This window comes from Williamsia sp. D3 (assembly GCF_000506245.1).
GTDB classification, from domain to species: Bacteria; Actinomycetota; Actinomycetes; order Mycobacteriales; family Mycobacteriaceae; genus Williamsia; species Williamsia muralis.
On the sequence record NZ_AYTE01000018.1, the window covers coordinates 145,324 to 161,291 of the forward strand.

Annotated in this window: 16 protein-coding genes and 1 pseudogene; 9 read left to right on the forward strand and 8 right to left on the reverse strand. The window is 62.5% G+C overall.

Annotated features, from left to right (window positions below; all coding sequences use genetic code 11):
* Nucleotides 1-45: 45 nt before the first annotated feature.
* The gene (locus W823_RS42470) at nt 46-885 is read right to left on the reverse strand and encodes an alpha/beta fold hydrolase (protein ID WP_023958007.1); all 840 of its coding nucleotides are present in this window, start codon (nt 883-885) and stop codon (nt 46-48) included.
* A gap of 70 nt (nt 886-955) precedes the next feature.
* On the opposite strand from W823_RS42470, the gene W823_RS42475 reads away from it, so the two are divergent.
* A complete protein-coding gene (locus W823_RS42475) occupies nt 956-1,579 on the forward strand; it encodes a TetR/AcrR family transcriptional regulator (protein WP_023958009.1) in 624 nt (207 codons plus the stop codon).
* 3 nt (nt 1,580-1,582) lie between these two features.
* Here the strand turns inward: W823_RS42475 and W823_RS42480 are convergent, their stop codons facing one another.
* Nucleotides 1,583-1,951, reverse strand: coding sequence for a nuclear transport factor 2 family protein (locus tag W823_RS42480; protein WP_023958011.1), 369 nt, complete (start codon nt 1,949-1,951; stop codon nt 1,583-1,585).
* A 99-nt stretch (nt 1,952-2,050) separates the two neighbouring features.
* On the opposite strand from W823_RS42480, the gene W823_RS42485 reads away from it, so the two are divergent.
* Nucleotides 2,051-2,929, forward strand: a complete 879-nt coding sequence (locus W823_RS42485) for a LysR family transcriptional regulator (protein WP_023958013.1) — start codon at nt 2,051-2,053, stop codon at nt 2,927-2,929.
* A pseudogene (gene bluB / locus W823_RS42490) lies at nt 2,926-3,569 on the forward strand (5,6-dimethylbenzimidazole synthase). The gene W823_RS42485 and the pseudogene bluB overlap by 4 nt, the downstream one beginning before the upstream one ends.
* Nucleotides 3,570-3,656: 87 nt before the next feature.
* Here bluB and W823_RS42495 read toward each other — a convergent pair.
* The 3 genes from W823_RS42495 to W823_RS42505 form a co-directional block, all read right to left on the reverse strand.
* Nucleotides 3,657-5,831, reverse strand: coding sequence for a glutamine synthetase III (locus tag W823_RS42495; protein WP_023958015.1), 2,175 nt, complete (start codon nt 5,829-5,831; stop codon nt 3,657-3,659).
* Between the two features lie 118 nt (nt 5,832-5,949).
* Nucleotides 5,950-6,480, reverse strand: a complete 531-nt coding sequence (locus W823_RS42500; RefSeq protein ID WP_023958017.1) for a GNAT family N-acetyltransferase — start codon at nt 6,478-6,480, stop codon at nt 5,950-5,952.
* A 107-nt stretch (nt 6,481-6,587) separates the two neighbouring features.
* Nucleotides 6,588-6,995 carry an NUDIX domain-containing protein gene (locus W823_RS42505; RefSeq protein WP_023958019.1) on the reverse strand — a complete coding sequence of 136 codons (408 nt, stop codon included), beginning with the start codon at nt 6,993-6,995 and terminating at the stop codon, nt 6,588-6,590.
* An 83-nt stretch (nt 6,996-7,078) separates the two neighbouring features.
* Here W823_RS42505 and fadD8 point away from each other — a divergent pair, with 83 nt between their 5' ends.
* The 4 genes from fadD8 (at nt 7,079) to W823_RS0129080 (ending at nt 10,267) form a co-directional block, all read left to right on the forward strand.
* Nucleotides 7,079-8,704: a fatty-acid--CoA ligase FadD8 gene (gene fadD8 / locus W823_RS42510; protein ID WP_023958021.1), complete on the forward strand. Its 1,626-nt coding sequence runs from the start codon at nt 7,079-7,081 to the stop codon at nt 8,702-8,704.
* Between the two features lie 5 nt (nt 8,705-8,709).
* The gene (locus tag W823_RS42515; RefSeq protein WP_023958023.1) at nt 8,710-9,204 is read left to right on the forward strand and encodes a class I SAM-dependent methyltransferase; all 495 of its coding nucleotides are present in this window, start codon (nt 8,710-8,712) and stop codon (nt 9,202-9,204) included.
* Nucleotides 9,205-9,315: 111 nt separating this feature from the next.
* Nucleotides 9,316-9,726: a helix-turn-helix domain-containing protein gene (locus W823_RS42520; RefSeq protein WP_051406500.1), complete on the forward strand. Its 411-nt coding sequence runs from the start codon at nt 9,316-9,318 to the stop codon at nt 9,724-9,726.
* 112 nt (nt 9,727-9,838) lie between these two features.
* A complete protein-coding gene (locus W823_RS0129080) occupies nt 9,839-10,267 on the forward strand; it encodes a VOC family protein (RefSeq protein WP_031332249.1) in 429 nt (142 codons plus the stop codon).
* A 15-nt stretch (nt 10,268-10,282) separates the two neighbouring features.
* Here the strand turns inward: W823_RS0129080 and ppk2 are convergent, their stop codons facing one another.
* Both ppk2 and W823_RS42530 read right to left on the reverse strand, forming a co-directional pair.
* Nucleotides 10,283-11,125, reverse strand: a complete 843-nt coding sequence (gene ppk2, locus W823_RS42525) for a polyphosphate kinase 2 (RefSeq protein WP_023958027.1) — start codon at nt 11,123-11,125, stop codon at nt 10,283-10,285.
* Between the two features lie 67 nt (nt 11,126-11,192).
* Nucleotides 11,193-11,828: a LysE family translocator gene (locus W823_RS42530; RefSeq protein WP_023958028.1), complete on the reverse strand. Its 636-nt coding sequence runs from the start codon at nt 11,826-11,828 to the stop codon at nt 11,193-11,195.
* Between the two features lie 135 nt (nt 11,829-11,963).
* Here W823_RS42530 and W823_RS42535 point away from each other — a divergent pair, with 135 nt between their 5' ends.
* Both W823_RS42535 and W823_RS42540 read left to right on the forward strand, forming a co-directional pair.
* Entirely contained in the window at nt 11,964-13,019 is a 1,056-nt protein-coding gene (locus W823_RS42535) for an LLM class flavin-dependent oxidoreductase (RefSeq protein ID WP_031332250.1), read from the forward strand.
* 53 nt (nt 13,020-13,072) lie between these two features.
* Nucleotides 13,073-14,218 (forward strand): hypothetical protein, encoded by a 1,146-nt coding sequence (locus W823_RS42540; protein ID WP_031332251.1) that lies wholly within the window; start codon nt 13,073-13,075, stop codon nt 14,216-14,218.
* A gap of 12 nt (nt 14,219-14,230) precedes the next feature.
* On the opposite strand, the gene W823_RS42545 is transcribed toward W823_RS42540, so the two are convergent.
* A complete protein-coding gene (locus W823_RS42545) occupies nt 14,231-15,820 on the reverse strand; it encodes a hypothetical protein (protein ID WP_023958034.1) in 1,590 nt (529 codons plus the stop codon).
* Nucleotides 15,821-15,968 lie beyond the last annotated feature (148 nt).

The window sequence follows — 15,968 nt, forward strand, 5'->3', positions numbered from 1 at the left end:
TCCGGAGAACGCTACCGCCCCCCGGGCCAGAACACGCCGCGAGCGTCAGACGACGTTGTCGCCCTGCTCATTCCAGAACTGGATAACTGCCGTGGACAGAGCCGCGGGCTGTTCGATCGCCGGGATCACGCGGGCATCGGCGACGGTGACCTCGCGCGCATCGGTCATCGTCGCCGCGACCGCTCTGGCCTCCGCAGGCGTCCATTCGCCTCGGTCATCAGTGGTGACGAACAGAGTCGGACAGTCGATTCTCTCCACCGCCCACGTCAGGTCTGTTCGATTGAGAATCGCGGTGGAGACCGCATTCACCATCGCCGCGTTCGTCACTCGACGCATCGAAGACCTCAGCAAGGCGACCGCTTCTGTATCGGTCGCCCGTGTCCGGTCGGTGAACAGTGTCTCCTCGATCGCCTTGCGCGGTAACCCCCGAGGACCGAACACGCGGTACAGCGGGGCGAGGGCACGGACCTTCAGACGCAACGGCTTGCTGATCGGATTCGTCGGTGCACTGATCGCGGTGAGAGTGCGGACCAGATCCGGACGTGTTGCTGCCAAGTGCATTCCGACATGCCCTCCCCATGCGTTGCCGAGCCAGTCGACCGGTCCGCCGAGGTCTTCGGCCAGAGACGTCATCAGCTCAGCTGCTGCAGAGGCGCAGGCTGCGATGTCGGTGGGCCGAACCAGGGCGTCGCTCTTACCCGACGAGGGGGCGTCGACGAGGAAAAGACGCCGGTGTCCGGCGAGGATGGGCAGTACCCGGTCCCAGCTCGACGAGTCCACGAACATGCTGTGCCACAACACCGCGGGTGGACCATTGCCCACTGCGCGGACGTGCAGGCCACCCAGGCTGGTGGGGACAGTTGACGTGATTTCGGCAATCGCCATGGGAAGCTCCTCATCGATCGGTCCAATTGAGATTACAGCGCGTAAAGTCAAATGAATATAGGCTGATCGAATGGTCCGCACATACTCGTCGGAGGTACGCGCAGAACGAGCCCAGGAAACTCGACGCGCAGTCGTGGCAGCGGCGCACGCGATGTTCGTCGAGGAAGGGTGGGTGCCCACCACGATGGCGAAAGTCGCTGCCGCCGCGGGAGTCACGCGTCAGACGGTCTACTCCCAATTCGAATCGAAGTTGGCGCTGCTCGACGCGTGTATCGACGGTGCGCTCTCTGATGGTCGGGCCATCCCAGTTCGAGAGATGCCCGAGTATCGCGCGATGGGCGTCGGCGATCGGCGCTCGCGAATAGCGGCCGGGGCACGATGGCTCTGCGGTGCGCACGAACGGTCAGCGGTCATCCAGGCCGTGCTCGATCAGGCGGCAGTCACCGATACCGAGGCGGCTTCGCGGCTCGCCGAACGCGAACGCACCCGTCACAACGAAGTCCGATTTGCGCTGTCGCTGATCCTTGACGCCGAACCCGAGACGCTCATCGTGGATGCGGTGTGGACGATGGCGTCCCGGCGGGTGTGGCTGATGTTGGTCGACGAACAGCGATGGAGCGGTGATCTGTGGTGTCGCTGGTTTGCTGCTCAGGTGACACTGCTCGTCGATCCACACGGTCCGCTGTCCGGTTAGAGGTCAATCGGCAGACGGTGGGACGAACTCCGGCTGGTCGAGCAGCCTGAGCCAGCTGCCGTCGGGTTGACGCCGCACCACCTGTGCTCGTGCGCCTGACCCGTCTCGGGGTGGTGTTGACGTCAAGGCGATGTCTCCGCTGATGAGTGTCGGCAGGGGCGCCTCTGGTTCGAACTGTGGCCGCGACGTCAGCACCTTCTCCCACAACGCCTGAATGGCTGCGCGACCAACGGTCTGCTCGCCCGGGGGATAGGCCATGACAGCCTCGTCTTCGTAGAGCAATGCCACCCCCTCCGCGTCGCCTGCGTTGCAGCGTTCGACGAACAGTCGGGTCAGGTCCTCAGGGCGCAGCGCCCGTTCTCGATTCGGCACGATGTCTCCTCGTTGGTCGGTATGTGACTGAATTCAGCCTCACGTCCGCTGTTCAAGAAGTCCAACGGATTGTTCTTCTGCAAACTAGAATTACTGGATATGGAGCTACGTCAACTCGAGTACTTCGTCGCGGTGGCTGACGAATCGAACTTCACGCGTGCGGCAGAACGGGTTCACATCAGTCAATCCGGGGTGAGCGCACAGATCAGGCAGCTCGAGAAGGAGCTGAACTGCGAATTGTTCGACCGCTCCAGTCGGGTGGTGCGGCTGACGCCGGCTGGGCGTGCGGCACTCGAGCCGGCTCGGCATGCGCTGGCTGCGGCTGCGGGAGTGGAACAGGCTGTCGACGAGGTGGCGGGTTTGCTGCGCGGCCACCTCACCATCGGCATGGTGACCGGTTGCACCATCACGCCGTTGTTTGCCGCCTTGGAGAAGTTCCATCGATCGCATCCCGGGGTGGAGGTGGTGTTGCGCGAGAGCTCATCGGACCTGATGGTCGGTGAAGTACGCAGTGGAACGATCGATCTCGCTCTGATCGGTGCGGCCGGTCGTCTTCCGTCCGGGCTAAACTCGATGACGATCATGAGTGAAGGTTTGTGTGCGATGGTGCCTGTGGGCCACTCGTTGGACAGGCGGAAAAGCTTGAGCGTGAACGATATCGCCGACCAACGCATCATCGCCATGCCTGCGGGGACCGGTCTGAGAACAGCATTCGACCGAGCATGTCGTGCTCACGGTGTGGAACCGGTGATCGCGCTGGAGGCAAGTGCACCGGACGCCATCGTGGAACTGGCAGCCAGGGGACTCGGAATCGGCATACTGAGCGTGTCGATGGCGGACGATCATCGTGATCGACTCACCGTTGTTCCCCTCACCGGTCTACCTGATCCCGCACTGCTGGCTGTCGTCTGGCCCGAGTCCGCCGGCCCGGCCGTTCGTGCGCTGGTGCCCGAACTCGAGGAGGCATTCGCCCTGTGAATCCGCACGCTTTCGCCGACTCTGAACGAGCAGCCGTGTACCGGGCCATCGGCGAACGACGAGACATGCGGCGGTTCGTTCCCGATTCGGTGGTGCCCGAGGAAGTCCTGACGCGGCTCCTGCAGGCTGCCCATGCGGCCCCGAGTGTGGGGCTGATGCAGCCTGGCGATTCCTGCGCATCACCGACAACATGCTGCGCCGGAAGATCCGCGACATCGTCGACGAAGAACGGTGTCGGACTGCGGAGGCGTTGGGGGAGCGGTCGGACGAGTTCCTTCAGCTGAAGGTCGAAGGTGTTCTCGATTGTGCCGAACTGCTGGTCGTGGCACTCGGCGACGACCGCGACCGGCACATTTTCGGGCGTCGAACGATGCCGAGAATGGACCTCGCCTCGGTGTCCTGTGCCATCCAGAACATGTGGTTGGCCGCCCGGGCGGAAGGCCTCGGGATGGGCTGGGTGTCGCTGTTCGATCCTGACGTCCTCAGTGATCTGCTCGACCTGCCGCCCGGCGCCGAGCCGGTCGCAGTGCTCTGCCTCGGACCTGTTCCCGATTTTCCCGACCGGCCTGCCCTGGAGATCGATGATTGGGCACACGGTCGGCCGATCTCGGAGTTCGTCACCGAAAACCGCTGGAACTGAGAGCCTTTGAAAGACAGAATCGTCGCCCCGAATGGGGGCGACGATTCTGTTCGACAGCATGTTCCCGGTTACCGAGAGCTGGTTGATCTACAGGATGTAGAGCATCTCCTGGTAGGTCGGCAGCGGCCAGAGATCATCTGCGATCTGTGCTTCGATCTGGTCGGCGGCTTCGCGCACCGCATCCATCGCGGGTAGCAGTGCGTCCTTGGCGTGCACCGCTTCTTCGTAGCTTCCCTCGACGTGTGTCGCCAGAGCTTCCTTGAGGTGCGTCAAACCGCTCGTCAGTGCTGCAAGCGGTTCGGACAGTGCGTTGAGGAGTGTGAGATCTGCTTCCACGCCTGCCGCTTTCAACGCTCCGACGTTGGTCGCCAATTCTGTCTGGTACCTGACCGCCGCCGGTAGCACCAGGGTCGACCCGATCTCGAGGGTGAGCTTGGCCTCGACCCCGATCGTCAGGGTGTAATGCTCCAAACCGATCTCGTAGCGGCTGTGCATCTCGCGCTCGTTGAACACGCCGTACTTGGAGAAGAGTTCGATCGACTTGGCAGAGATCAGTTCTGGCAATGCGTCGACGGTGGTCTTCAGGTTCGGCAGGCCGCGCGACTCCGCTTCGATCGGCCACGTATCGGAGTAGCCGTCGCCGTTGAACACCACGGCGCCGTGTTCGGTGATGATGTCGGTGAGCAGCTTCTGAACGGCGGTGTCGAACTGGACACCTTCCTTGACCGCTTCCTCGAGAACGGTCGCGCAATGGTCCAGCGAGTCGGCCATGATGGTGTTCAGGACAACCATGGGTTCGCTGATCGTCTGCATCGAGCCCGGCGCCCTGAACTCGAATCGATTCCCGGTGAAGGCGAAGGAGCTGGTGCGGTTTCGATCGCCCGGATCGGTCGGCAGCACAGGGAGGGTGTCCACGCCGATGATCATGGTGCCCTTGCCCTTTGACGAGGTGGCCTCGCCCTTGGCGATCTGCTCGAACACGTCGGCCAGCTGCTCACCGAGGAAGATCGAGACGATGGCCGGAGGCGCCTCGTTGGCGCCGAGGCGATGGTCGTTGGTGGCCGAGGCGACCGAGACCCGAAGGAGCCCTGCGTGCAGGTGTACGGCGCGGATGACAGCCGCGCAGAAGACCAGGAATTGCGCGTTCTCATGAGGAGTGTCGCCTGGAACCAGGAGGCTGCCGAACTTGTCGTTGCCGAGCGAGAAGTTCACATGCTTGCCCGAACCGTTCACGCCTTCGAATGGCTTCTCGTGGAACAGGCACTCCATGCCGTGCTTCTTGGCAACGGTCTTGAAGGTTGTCATGAGGAGCTGCTGATGGTCGGCCGCGATGTTGCCCCGTTCGAACATCGGCGCGATCTCGAATTGCCCTGGCGCCACCTCGTTGTGCCGGGTCTTGGCAGGGATCCCGAGTTTGAACAGTTCACGTTCGGTGTCCATCATGAATCCGAGGACCCGCTCGGGGATGGCACCGAAATAGTGGTCGTCGAACTCCTGGCCCTTGGGCGGCTTGGTGCCGAACAAGGTGCGGCCGGCATTGATCAGGTCGGGACGCGCGAGAAAGAAGTGTCGATCCACCAGGAAGTACTCCTGCTCAGGCCCGCAGAAGGCCACGATGTGGCCGGGGTTCGAGTGGCCGAACAGCCGGAGTACACGCTCGGCGTGCTTGCCCATCGCCTGCTGTGAACGGAGGAGCGGGGTCTTGTGATCCAGGGCCTCGCCTGTCATCGAGACGAAAACCGTTGGGATGCAGAGAGTGTTGCCGTTCGGATTCTCCAACACATATGCCGGACTGGTCACATCCCAGCCGGTGTACCCGCGTGCCTCGAAGGTGTTGCGAAGTCCGCCGTTGGGGAAGCTCGACGCATCGGGCTCACCCTGGATGAGCGTTTTGCCCTGGAACTCTGCGAGTGTCGAACCGTCGCTCGCCGGCTCGAGGAAGCTGTCGTGCTTCTCCGCGGTCAGGCCAGTCAGGGGATAGAAGACGTGAGCGTAATGCGTCGCGCCCTTCTCCAGTGCCCAATCCTTCATCGCTGACGCGACGGCGTCGGCGATCGCGGGATCCAATGTGGTCCCTTTTTCGATCGTCGCCATGACGGACTTGTAGACATTCTTCGGTAGGCGTTTGAGCATGACCGATTTGTTGAACACGTTCTCGCCGAAGATGTCTCCGGGAGCCTCGGCCGTGTCGAAGCTGGGGGGAGGCGGCGTGTACGCCTCGACCGCAGTGATCGCGGCAAGCCGGATGTTGTTTCCACTCATGTGTTAGACCCTTCAGGCACGGACTCTCCACCTTGTTCTGGGAAAGCCCTGACCTGCGAACCCTACGAATGATCTATAACGGGCTCATTTCGTCGCTGTGACGATGAGAAGCGCCCGACTAGGGCCGGTCCGTTCGGAACACGTGGTGTCGACCGTCGTCGATGGGATTGTCCGGTGTGAGATACCCGGTCGCGATCTGGGTGAAGCCGGCAGCGAGCAGAGCTCGCCACGAAGCGGGGTTGGCCACCGCAACCGGAACGATGATCGTGTCGGACGAGGGATGATCGACCCATGACTTGTCGACCATCTCGCGGATCATGGCAGTGCCCAATCCCTGGCCGGTGAGATCAGGGACACCTATGAAGTAGTCGACAGACAAAGCGTTCGGAGGTACGGAGACCAGGGTTTGCATCTCGACGAGATCCTCGGGATAGGCGGAGAGCAGATACCGCTGGATCAGACCGATCGGCGCGCCATCGTGTATCGCGATGAAGACCTCACACGGTTCTGTTCCCGTGATGCTTCCACCAAAGTCCCGCTCTACGGCCGCGTCGGACGTGTCGTGGTTCCAGAATCTCGCCACATGCGGCTGGTCCAGCCATCGCTGGATCAGAGGTAGATCGTGACGCTCGATCGGGCGGAACCGCACTCGTCCAGCATGTGCGCAACACGAGGAACGGTCAAACGGATTAGCGGCCGCCGGAGAGCGGTCGAACGCGCGCTGGACAGGCCGGGTTGTGGCGCCTGCACAACATCTCAGCGAGCGTTCATCACCGGGAAGACGTGATCGCGCAACAGCGGTGCCAAATCTGCGCCGGTATCAGTGCGGTGCACCCACCGCAGTTCGGCGATTTCCGCCGAGGCGATGGGGATTGCGGGAAGTCGTGAGCTGAAGACCGTGGCGGAGATCATGGTGTCGGTCTCGTTGGCCGCGGGTGCCCGGAAGGTGCCCACGAGCATCAGGTCGTCAGCAGTGAGCCGGATCCCGATCTCCTCGTCCACCTCGCGAATCGCGGCAGCGGTCGCGTCCTCGCCGGCTTCGAGTTTGCCGCCCGGGAACATGAACATCCGTGTGTCCGACTTGCGCACGGTGAGAATCCTCTGGTGGTCGTCGGAAAAACACACGGCCGCCACGGTCAAGGTCTGTTGGTCCGATTCACCCACCGCGCTTTTCTACCACGACGCCGATCACCGGCGGTTTTGGTGAAGAACTTCCCCAAATCTGTAACACGTTCTAGTCTGACGACATGACAGTTTCTGCGGATACCCCCACCGATTTCGACCATCTGCGCGGCGGCACCCACCTGGGCCACCTCATGGTCGCGGCGCTGCGCCGCCATGCGAACGAGCCGGTTCTGTTCCTCGGCGACACCACCCTCACCGGGGGGCAGATGGCCGAGCAGATCAGCAAGTACACCCAGGCGTTCGAATCACTTGGTGCCGGATCGGGCAGTGCGGTCGGCCTGTTGGCTCTCAACCGGCCAGAGGTCCTGTTGGTCATCGGAGCGGGACAAACCCAGGGTTGGCGACGCAGTGCTCTGCATCCGCTCGGATCGCTCGACGACCATGCATATGTGCTGAGCGACGCACAGATCACCACCCTGGTCATCGACCCGGTGCCGATGTTCGTCGAGCGCGCGGCCGCACTCCTCGAGCGTGTCGACAGTCTCAAGCAGGTGCTCACGCTGGGCCCGGTTCCATCTGAACTCTCGGACGTCGCCCGCGATGTGATTGCGGAGTCGCAGCGGTTCGAGGCCAAGCCTCTCAAAGCGGCTGATCTTCCCCCCGATCACATCGTGTCGATCACGTACACCGGTGGTACAACCGGAAAGCCGAAGGGAGTCATCGGGACTGCTTCGGCAATGTCGACGATGACGCAGATTCAGCTCTCGGAATGGGAATGGCCGGAGCACCCGAAATTCCTGATGTGCACGCCGCTGTCGCATGCTGGGGCTGCGTTCTTCGTACCGACCCTGATGAAGGGCGGCTCGATGGTGGTGTTGCCGAAGTTCGATCCCGCCGAGGTGCTGCGCACCATCGAAGAACAGAAGATCACCGCCACCATGCTGGTGCCATCGATGCTGTACGCCTTGATGGACCATCCCGACTCGCACACGCGCGACCTGTCGTCGCTGGAGACCGTCTACTACGGAGCATCCGCGATCAACCCCGTTCGGCTGGCCGAGGCCATCAAACGCTTCGGTCCGATCTTCGCGCAGTACTACGGTCAGTCTGAAGCACCGATGGTGATCAGCTACCTTCCCAAGGATGCCCACGATGACAAGCGGCTGTCCAGTTGCGGTCGTCCGTCCGCGTTCTTGCGCACCGCCCTCCTGGGTGAAGACGACAAGCCGGTCGCGGTAGGGGAGCCCGGGGAGATCTGCGTCGCCGGTCCGCTGTTGGCGGGTGGCTATTGGGGGCTACCCGAAGCAACGGCAGAAGCATTTCGAGACGGCTGGCTTCGCACCGGGGATGTCGCCAGAGAAGACGAGGACGGCTTCTGGTTCATCGTCGACCGCACCAAGGACATGATCGTCACCGGCGGGTTCAATGTTTTCCCCCGCGAAGTCGAAGATGTTGTCGCCGAACATCCTTCGGTTGCGCAGGTCGGCGTGATCGGAGTTCCCGACGAGAAGTGGGGTGAAGCGGTGACCGCCATCGTGGTGCTGCGGTCCGACGCGCCCACGGACGAATCGTCGATCGCGCGGATGACCACCGAGATCCAGGACGCGGTCAAAGAGCGCAAGGGTGCGGTCCAGTCGCCGAAGCAGATCATCGTCGCCGACGCCCTGCCGTTGACCGCTTTGGGCAAACCGGACAAGAAGGCGCTGCGCAAGCAGTACTGGAGCGACAGCGACCGCTCTGTCGGGTAATCGAGGTGCGTGCAGCGGATATACCTGCACGTGTGCTGTGGGCGGCTGAACTCCTGGCGCCACGGCCCCGGGAGAGGCTGCTCGAAATCGGCTGTGGAAACGGAGTGGCGGCGCAGTTGTTGTGCGCCACATTGTCCGACGGCGACATGCTGGCAATCGACAGGTCGGCCACAGCGGTCAGTCGAACGACCAGACGCTGTGCCGGCTTTGTCGCCGATGGACGACTGCGAGTGGAACAGAGCGATCTCAGCGCACTACGAGTCGACACCGCTTCTTTCGACGCAGCGCTCGCGATCAACGTCAACGTCTTCTGGACGTCGTCCGCAGAGGATGAGCTGGCAGTGTTACGTGGCGCGCTCCGGCCCAAGGGTCGTTTGGTGCTGGTCTACGGCCAAGGTCCGGGCTCAGTAGACGATCGGCAGGCGAAGATCTCACAGCACCTCCGCGACGCCCATTTCACCGTGACGGCAACGTATCGGAGGACGCCGGCCATGCGGTGATCGCCGTGAGAGCCGGGTGATCAAGGGGCACCGCCCGTCTGGGCGGTTCTGTCTTTGGAGCACCACCTCCGGGGGATGGTCTGCGTCAGTTGGGCGTGCGATAGTGGCCATGTGGGCAGCCTTCCCCCGTCGCGGTATCTGCTCCGCGCCAGAGATCTGATCGACACGCAGTACGCCGGCGAACTGACCGTCGATCAGATGGCTGCGGCTGCAATGTTGTCGCGAGCGCATTTCAGCCGCGCTTTCACGCGTGCTTTCGGTGAAACGCCGCACACCTACCTGCAGACGCGTCGACTCGAACGTGCTGCGGCACTGTTGCGTAACACCGACTATTCGGTGGCAGATGTATGTGTGGCCGTCGGTTTGCGCAGTGTCGGGTCTTTCACCACGAGCTTCAAGCGAACCTACGGACTCACGCCGGCCCGTTATCGGGCCAGTCTGCCTGCCGCAGCCGACCGAGCGATGGTGCCCGCGTGCGTGGTTCGTACGTTCAGTCGTCCCGCGCCCGACAGTCGGCTGTAGCAACCGAATCCTGGAGATCGGGCGAGTCGACGAACAGCACACGGGGAGAAGACTCGACCGGCAGCGCGGCGTTAGCGTCGACTGTGTAAACACCACTCGAGCACAGGAGTTCATCATGAGAATCGCCGGAGCGCAGATCTGGGTTCACGATCAAGACATCGCGCTGAAGTTCTACACCGAGCAACTGGGCATGGAGGTGCGGTCCGACGCGACCGTGCCGGAGTTGGGTGGATTTCGTTGGCTGACCGTGGCGCCGCCCGGGCAAGACGATGTGACCGTCATCCTGATGGCCATCCCGGCACCACCGATGGTGAGCGAGTCCACGCACGACGAGATCCTCTCGCTCGTCACCAAGGGTTTCGCCGGCACGGTGTTTCTCACCACCGACGATTGTCAGTCGGAATACGAGAAGCTCACAGCCCGCGGGGTCGAGTTCACCGAGGTACCCGAGCAAAGGCCGTATGGGATCGACGCCGGGTTCAGAGACCCATCCGGGAACAGCATCCGGTTGACCCAGCCGACCGAGGCCTACGCGACATAGGCGGCCTCTGACGTATCAGGTCTCGACGTCGCCGACCAGTTCGGACACATGGTCGGGGACGTAGGTCGTCAGTTCGCGAGGAGGTCGTTGATAGGTTCCGGTGTCGATCGGCTTCTCGGGCAAGTCGACTTTCGGTTTCTTCACCTCGTGATAGTCGATCGTGGACAGCAGATGCGACATCATGTTCAGGCGAGCGTGCTTCTTGACGTCCGATTCGACCACATACCAGGGACTGTTCGGGGTGTCTGTGTGCACCATCATCTCGTCCTTCGCGCGAGAATAATCCTCCCAGCGATACACCGATTCGAGGTCCATTGGACTCAGTTTCCATTGCCGCACAGGATCATTGAGTCGTGACCGGAAACGTCGGAGTTGCTCGTCGTCGGACACCGAGAACCAGTACTTGCGAAGGATGATCCCGTCGTCGAGGAGCATCTGTTCGAAGATCGGGGTCTGACGCAGGAACAGGGAGTGCTCTGTGGGTGTGCAGAAGCCCATCACTTTTTCCACGCCCGCCCGGTTGTACCAGGATCGGTCGAAGATGGTGATCTCGCCGGGCGCCGGCAGGTGGGCGATGTATCGCTGGTAGTACCACTGGCCGCGCTCGCGGTCGGTGGGTGCGGGCAATGCGGTCACGCGGACAACTCGGGGCGACAGATATTCGGTGATGCGCTTGATCGTGCCGCCCTTGCCGGCTGCGTCACGGCCCTCGAAGATCACGACGACCCGGGTACCGGTGTCCTTCACCCACTCTTGCAACTTCACGAACTCGGATTGCAAGCGGAAGAGCTCGGCCTCGTAGACATCTTTGGGGATCTTCTGGGCCTTGCTCTTCTTGCCGCTGTCCTTCTTTCCCATGGAGGGAGCCTACTGGGTTGCAAGCGCGTCGTCAGCGATTGTGAACCACCGGGCTGGACGATCCGCCTCAGGCCTTGTTGCCGGACAACGCGAGCGTGCCGCCCAACCCGATCATCATCAATCCACCGGTCGCGCTCAACTGTGCCTGCCGCCGGGGTGAATCGGTGAACCATGAGCGGGTGACCGATGCGACCATCGCCCACGCGCTGTCGCAGATCAACCCGATCACGACAAAGACCGCCCCTAGGACAAACATCTGAAATCCGGGGGTGCCTGAGGCGGGTTCGACGAATTGGGGGAGGACGGCTGCCAGGAACACCAGTGCCTTGGGGTTCGTGAAGCCAACAGTGAAGCCCTGTGTCACAACGCGCCTCGTCGTCACTTCAGGGCCGGGACCGGCGCCCGCGTGGATGCGGTGGCGATGACGGATCGCTTGGACCCCTAGATAGACCAGGTACACCGCACCGGCTGCTTTGATGACCGTGAACATGGTTGCCGACGCGGACACCACGGCGCCGACGCCCAGGGCGACAGCGACGATCTGAGGGATCAGGCCCATGGTGTTGCCGAGCACGCTCAGGAGCCCGACTCGCCTGCCGTATGTGATCGAACGTCCGACCACAAACAGCACACTGGGCCCCGGAACGGCTATCAGCACAACTGCGGCGACGATGAACGCGAGCAGATTGGGTAGAGGAACCATCGTTTCACTGAACCACCGATGTCAACCCGTTGGCGGGCGCGTTCAGACGAGCCCGCCGGCGTCCAGACGGCCGCGGGAATCTTCGGAGCCTTGATGTGGTTGCCCACGTGACCGCGAAGGAAGAAGGACACCTCGATGCCCATATCAAAATCGTCGGCCGTGGAACTCGGCCTGGACACATTCGGCGATCGCACTGCCGGTACGGATGGTGAGCCACTCTCGTATGACCAGGTCATCCGTGATGTCGTTGCAGAAGGGGTTCTCGCCGACAGTGTGGGCTTGGACTTCTTCGGTGTCGGTGAGCATCACCGCGAGGATTTTGCCGTCTCAGCGCCTGAGGTGGTCCTGGCCGCGATTGCGGCTCAGACAGAGTCCATCCGTCTGGGAACAGCTGTGACCATACTGAGCTCAGATGACCCGATCCGCGTGTACCAGCGCTTCGCTACCCTCGACGCGATCTCTGATGGCCGGGCGGAGGTCATCCTGGGGCGCGGCTCGTTCACCGAATCGTTCCCGTTGTTCGGCTACGACCTCGGGCAGTACGAGGAGTTGTTCTCCGAGAAGCTGGACCTGTTCGCCGAGCTGCGATCCGAGGGCCCGATCACCTGGACTGGTGGTCACCGGGCGCCCTTGACCGGCCAGGAGGTGTTCCCGAAAACCGCGAAGGGAGGGTTGACCACCTGGATCGGTGTCGGTGGCTCGCCGGAGTCGGTGGTACGCGCGGCGCGATACGGAATACCGTTGGTGCTGGCCATCATCGGCGGTGAACCGGCCCGGTTCGAACCGTTCGTCGACCTCTACCATCGCGCGCTGACCGAGTTCGGGCATGCCGAGCTGCCGGTGGCAATGCACTCGCCGGGTCATGTCTCCGACAGTGACGAACAGGCCCGTGAAGAACTGTGGCCCCATTACCGCGATCAGATGAACCGGATCGGCCGGGAACGAGGATGGCCGGCGACGACACGCGGTCAGTTCGAACAGGCGGCAGGCCCGGACGGTTCGTTGTATGTGGGTTCTCCGGACACCGTTGCTGCGAAGATCATTCAGAATGTGCGGGCACTGAAGGTCACCCGTTTCGACATGAAGTACGGCAACGGCACCCTGTCCCATGAAGCCAAGATGCGAAGCATCGAACTGTACGGCGAGAAGGTCGCCCCGATTGTTCGCGAGGCGCTGTCCGATCAGAGGTAAAGTCCCGCGGTGTAAGCGTCGCGAGCAGTGCGGCGCACCGTAGGAGGCGAGACGTGGCGAGCAGTTCCGGCCCCGCATCGGTCACGTGCCGAACCGAGTACCGCAGTACGACTCACGAACGGCTCGCAACAGCTGCGAGCGCGCTCGTGATCGCCTCGCTGCTGGAGTTGGTCGCTCTGACGATCGTCGATGCCCCGCCCATGACAACCGGTCTCATCGTCATCGTGACATTGGGGCTGGGCTTGCTGCTGGCGGCGTTGGGCCGCATCCGTGACCTGCCGGCCGTGACGATCACCGTGGACGATGAGATGGTCCACTTCGGCACTGCCGACTCCGCACTGCACTCCTTTCCGCTCGACTCGCTGCTGTCGGTCAAACAGAGTTCGGAGCTGGCAACCGACACTTCCGTCAGCCGGTCGTCGCGCGCTGATCAGTTCCACGTCCGAGGCTCCCGGTACCTGCGTCTGCGGTTCGAGAGCAACCCGGATCAGGAGTGGCAGATCGCGGCGATCGAGTCGGACCCGGCCGCGGCGGAGGTGATCGCCCGCCTCCGCGCCCATCAGCCCGCCAAGCGCATGGTCAGGGTGGGTAAGGCCACAGGTGACCTCGCCAAACCCGCAGCGGCAGAGCCGGGTTATCAACCTGCACAGCCCCCGCCCGGCCGGTTGATCCCTCGCATCGCGAACGCCGACAGCGAGGAAGCCGCACAACGGTTGTGGCAGGCGGCAATCAAACAACACGATGATGTGCTGGCGGACTACGCACAGTACGAACTCGAGCCCGAACTGCTCATCCGGTTCCCGGCCGTCACCGACGTGTCGGTCGACACCGTGGAGATCTTCCACACGACGTTGAACCGCGCCCAAGAGCTGCGCACCGATACGTTCCCGGTCAACATCGACCGTGCCGACGAGTATCAGCAGGCAGTCGTCGACCTGCGCAAGGCGTGGGTTGATTGTGAGAAATATGGGCGCGCGGTGGGTACCGGGTTACTCGAGGCGAACGACCAGAAAGAACTCACCGTCGCGTTGTCGCTGCTGGAGAATGCGCGAAACGTCCAGGGCGAGCAGCAGGCCGAGTACCTGAACCAGATCAAGCAGATCGTCACCGACCTGACCGACCGCGGCAGCCTTCATCCACAGCCGCAGGCGATGGAGGAAATCGATGCTGGACGGCGAAGGGCGTTGGAGGCGGACTGATCGACAGAGCGCTCACTGGGTTTCTAGGAAGACACCCTGAGCCGAGTAGTAGTCAGTGATGGCTTGCGGGCGCATCGCGATCATGATGACGGTCTGGTAGTCGTCCTGGGCGTACTCGTACGAGGTCTGTATATCGACTGCATCGCGATCAAAGATGTCAACGCCGTGTCGGCGCATGTAGTCCTCGCGCACGGTCTTGAAGGTTGCACTCGATATGTCGCGGAAAGCCACTGAGCCTGCGGGCAATCGCCCATTCGTGTTTTTGCCGGTGACCAGGAGTTGTGGGAACGATCCGGGTGCCTGGACCACGCGTGCGTCGACATTCCTATCGGTGAAGTCGATGAGGAGGCCACCTGAATTCTGGATATCTCCCGCTCGGACAGTCGGGGTGCTCGGTAGATTCCCTCGGATCTCGAAGCGGTTGACGATTGGCTGGCCGATTGGGATACCGAACAGGTTCATGGCTTCTCGCGCGAGCGTGAACGAGGTCTCGAAGTCGCCGGGCTGGTACCAGGTAGCAACGGCGCCATCGGTGTTTGCCTGGATTGAGGCCGTCTGGTTTGGGGCGTCTTCATCCACTTCGTGGAACGTCCCTGTGGCCAAGACCGGCTGGTCGTCCTCCGATCGTGCGATGGTCATCGATTCGAAAGCTCTTACGTTCTCGGGGAGTGCAGCTTTCATTTGGTCCACGATCGTGGTGAAACTCATCCGCGAGATGTCGTCGGTGCGAAAGGTACGTCCACTCCTGAGAGGAGTCGTCGACCGGGAGGCTCTTCCCCAGTCGCCGCTGGATTCGGAGTAGTTCAGATTTATGCTCTCACCCGTTTGGCTGTCGAGGAGGGAGATGTTGTCGCTGCCATAACTTCCCAAGCTCAGACTCAAGATGTTGGTTGCGGCCGATGGCTCCAAGGTGCCAATTTTGGCCAGCATCCCGTCCACGCGTTCTTGCGCACTTCGTTTCGATCCATCGCTGTCACCGTCCGCTGTTGTACCGAACCCGGGATCCGGCAGCGACACCGAGATGTGCCATGCGTCGCCGACACCGACGAACAGTGCAACCGCCACGAGGATTGTGATCAGAGGTTGCAGCAGCGTGGAGTTCGGCGGGTGATTACCGAACTCTGTGGCCTTACCCGGCGCGAGACCCGCGTCGTAGGACAGCGAGGTGTCGGGCCGAGGCGGGATCAGGGCAGAGGGAAGTGTGGTGTCGGCGTCCTGCAGGACGGTTGCGGCGACAGGCTTGGGCATCGCCGTCAGCCAACGCGCGCGATAGTCGGTGTCATTGGGCGGTGAGATCGTTGCCGTCACAAGTGTGGGCTGCACATCCGACGCGTCGAGGCTTGATCTGGTCAGTGCCTCGATCGTCACCGGGATCTGTTTGCGGGACTGCCCTGCCTTCAGCATTCCGTCGATCCGGCGGGGACGCGGCGAGATGACGAGTGCAGTGATCACCAGGGGGACGCCCACCAAGAGGGAGACGAGCCAGTTGTTGTATGCGCCGAGACCGACTGCGCATCCCAGCACCGCGCCGGCGACCGCTGCGCGAACCGCGAACCTGAATGCCGGCGGTCTGGACCGATCGGAACCGCGATCCGAGCTCATTGGCCACCTCCGGGACGGAATCATATTGCTCCCGTGACCAGCGCGAAAGTGGCAGAGTCTGATTGCTCGGGAAGCCTGCCGCGTACGGTATCCCGCGGACGCACTCCGCGTACGGTGGAGCACGGCACTTTTGCAGATGGACGGGAGT